At 58.9% G+C, this 3,542-nt stretch carries 1 tRNA gene and 1 rRNA gene; both read left to right on the top strand.

The features are described 5' to 3' along the window. The first annotated feature begins 132 nt into the window (after positions 1-132). Positions 133-208, top strand: a tRNA-Ala gene (locus tag VB780_RS14160). Between the two features lie 377 nt (positions 209-585). Further along, positions 586-3,400: ribosomal RNA gene (locus VB780_RS14155) — 23S ribosomal RNA — on the top strand. Positions 3,401-3,542: the final 142 nt, after the last annotated feature.

Genomic DNA, 3,542 nt, shown 5'->3' with positions numbered 1-3,542 from the left:
TGCGCTTCGCGCGCCGACACTGCTGGTCTTCTGGTTTGTTCGCGGCATGGCCGCGAACGTCCGCGCCATCAGGCGCGGCGGCCGGTCGGCCTTTCGGCGCGTCGCGCCGGGTCGATTCTCCGTTCACCGGCAGGGGCCGTAGCTCAGTTGGGAGAGCGCGTGCTTTGCAAGCATGAGGTCGTCGGTTCGATCCCGTCCGGCTCCACCAGGTGATCAGCGCATGCTGAGCGCAGGTGTAGAGCCGGCTGTATCCGTTTGAAGAGCAAGGTTCGCCTCTGCTCGTGGTCTTCGTGATCCGAGTGGCGGCGATGTTTGACATCGTGAAGAGGATGGACGCGTCTGGGACACCAGCGCCGGTCGTAAGATCGGTCACCCGGGCGCGTTCGGCATAGGATGACGATCGTGGATCGTCGGGGCTTCGGCCTCGGCGAGCATGGTCGTCTCTGGTCTTTATCTGGCCGTGCGGATCTTATCGGGTCCGCATGGGCAGGACGGCTCTGTCGTGCTTGCCGAGCGCGGGAGGGCCTTTCGTTCTTCTTGTCCGTGTCGTGTCCCTCCGGGGGTGCGTGCATGGATCATGGGAGCGATCAAGTGTCTTAAGGGCATTCGGTGGATGCCTTGGCGCTGAGAGGCGATGAAGGACGTGGTACGCTGCGATAAGCCTCGGGGAGCTGCGAACGCGCTTTGATCCGAGGATTTCCGAATGGGGAAACCCACCTTCAGTGACCAGTGGCTAGTGAGCAGTGACCGGAACAGTCTGGTCTCTGGTCACCGGTTACTGGTCACTACCAGAAGGTATCAGATCCTGAATCCATAGGGATTTGAGGCGAACCCGGGGAACTGAAACATCTAAGTACCCGGAGGAAAGGACATCAACGAGACTCCGTCAGTAGTGGCGAGCGAACGCGGATCAGGCCAACGCCTGCGTCATGTGAACCGGAACCGTCTGGAAAGTCGGGCGATATGGGTGACAGCCCCGTACGGATAAGGCATGGCGTGGGATACGAGTAGGGCGGGACACGTGTAATCCTGTCTGAACATGGGGGGACCACCCTCCAAGCCTAAGTACTCCTCAGCGACCGATAGTGCACCAGTACCGTGAGGGAAAGGTGAAAAGCACCCCGACGAGGGGAGTGAAACAGATCCTGAAACCGGATGCCTACAAACAGTGGGAGCCCAAGGTTCGTCCTGGGTGACCGCGTACCTTTTGTATAATGGGTCAGCGACTTGGCGTGTCGAGCAAGCTTAAGCCGTGAGGCGTAGGCGCAGCGAAAGCGAGTCTGAACAGGGCGTTCAGTTCGACGCGCCAGACCCGAAACCGGGTGATCTAGCCATGAGCAGGTTGAAGGTGCGGTAACACGCACTGGAGGACCGAACCGGTGTCTGTTGAAAAAGCCTCGGATGACTTGTGGCTAGGGGTGAAAGGCCAATCAAACCCGGAGATAGCTGGTTCTCCGCGAAAGCTATTTAGGTAGCGCCTCGTGTGAATGCTCCAGGGGGTAGAGCACTGGATGGGCTAGGGCTGTCCACAACGGTACCAAACCTAACCAAACTCCGAATACCTGGAAGCAGTGCACGGGAGACACACGGCGGGTGCTAACGTCCGTCGTGGAGAGGGAAACAACCCTGACCTACAGCTAAGGCCCCCAATTCGTGGCTAAGTGGGAAAGGATGTGAGGACCCCAAAACAACCAGGAGGTTGGCTTAGAAGCAGCCATCCTTTATGAAAGCGTAACAGCTCACTGGTCTAGCCAAGGGTCCTTGCGCCGAAAATGTAACGGGGCTCAAGCCACGAGCCGAAGCTTGGGGTTCATCTTCGGATGAGCGGTAGCGGAGCGTTCCGTAGGCCTGTGAAGGGGGACCCGTGAGGGCCCCTGGAGGTATCGGAAGTGCGAATGCTGACATGAGTAACGACAAACAGCGTGAGAGACGCTGTCGCCGAAAGTCCAAGGGTTCCTGCGTAAAGCTAATCTGCGCAGGGTCAGCCGGCCCCTAAGGCGAGGCCGAAAGGCGTAGTCGATGGGAATCAGGTGAATAGTCCTGAGCCAGCGGGTGGTGACGGATCCGAGCCGTCGTGTCTCCTTATCGGATTGGAGGCGCGGCCGGAGGGTCCCGGGAAACAGCCCCCGCGCGAGACCGTACCCGAAACCGACACAGGTGGACTGGCAGAGCATGCCAAGGCGCTTGAGAGAACGATGCTGAAGGAACTCGGCAAATTACCTCCGTAACTTCGGGATAAGGAGGCCTTCCGCGTGGGCAACCGCGTGGGAGGGGCACAGACCAGGGGGTGGCGACTGTTTAGCAAAAACACAGGGCTCTGCGAAGTCGACAAGACGACGTATAGGGTCTGACGCCTGCCCGGTGCCGGAAGGTTAAGAGGAGAGGTTCACGCCTTGAATCGAAGCCCCGGTAAACGGCGGCCGTAACTATAACGGTCCTAAGGTAGCGAAATTCCTTGTCGGGTAAGTTCCGACCTGCACGAATGGCGTAACGACTTCCCCGCTGTCTCCAGCATCGGCTCAGTGAAATTGAATTCCCCGTGAAGATGCGGGGTTCCTGCGGTCAGACGGAAAGACCCCGTGCACCTTTACTGTAGCTTTGCGCTGGCATTCGTGTCGGCATGTGTAGGATAGGTGGAAGGCTTTGAAGCGCGGGCGCCAGCTCGCGTGGAGCCGCCCTTGAAATACCACCCTTGGCGACATGGATGTCTAACCGCGATCCGTCATCCGGGTCCGGGACAGCGCATGGCAGGCAGTTTGACTGGGGCGGTCGCCTCCCAAAGAGTAACGGAGGCGCGCGATGGTGGGCTCAGACCGGTCGGAAATCGGTCGTCGAGTGCAATGGCATAAGCCCGCCTGACTGCGAGACGGACATGTCGAGCAGAGACGAAAGTCGGCCATAGTGATCCGGTGGTCCCGCGTGGGTGGGCCATCGCTCAACGGATAAAAGGTACGCCGGGGATAACAGGCTGATGATCTCCAAGAGTCCATATCGACGAGATCGTTTGGCACCTCGATGTCGACTCATCACATCCTGGGGCTGGAGCAGGTCCCAAGGGTTCGGCTGTTCGCCGATTAAAGTGGTACGTGAGTTGGGTTCAGAACGTCGTGAGACAGTTCGGTCCCTATCTGCCGTGGGTGTAGGAGAATTGAGAGGATCTGTCCTTAGTACGAGAGGACCGGGATGGACGTACCTCTGGTGGACCTGTTGTGGCGCCAGCCGCATTGCAGGGTAGCTATGTACGGACGGGATAACCGCTGAAGGCATCTAAGCGGGAAACCCACCTCGAAACGATTTCTCCCTGAAGAGCCGTGGAAGACCACCACGTCGATAGGCCGGGTGTGGAAGTGCGGCAACGCATGAAGCTTACCGGTACTAATAGCTCGTTCGGCTTGATCACTCTCATTCTCGATGCCCGCCTTCGACGGGACAGTCGAAAAGACCAAAGCGGCCATCGCCGCTCATGCTTCTGCATTCCGCTGGCTTGGTGGTTATGGCGAGGGGCCTGAACCCGATCCCATTCCGAACTCGGCCGTTAAACT

The organism is Leptolyngbya sp. CCNP1308 (genome assembly GCF_034932455.1).
Classification (GTDB): Bacteria; Cyanobacteriota; Cyanobacteriia; order Phormidesmidales; family Phormidesmidaceae; genus Nodosilinea.
The sequence above is the reverse complement of the archived record's forward strand: the minus strand, read 5'-3'. Positions and strand labels throughout refer to the sequence as shown.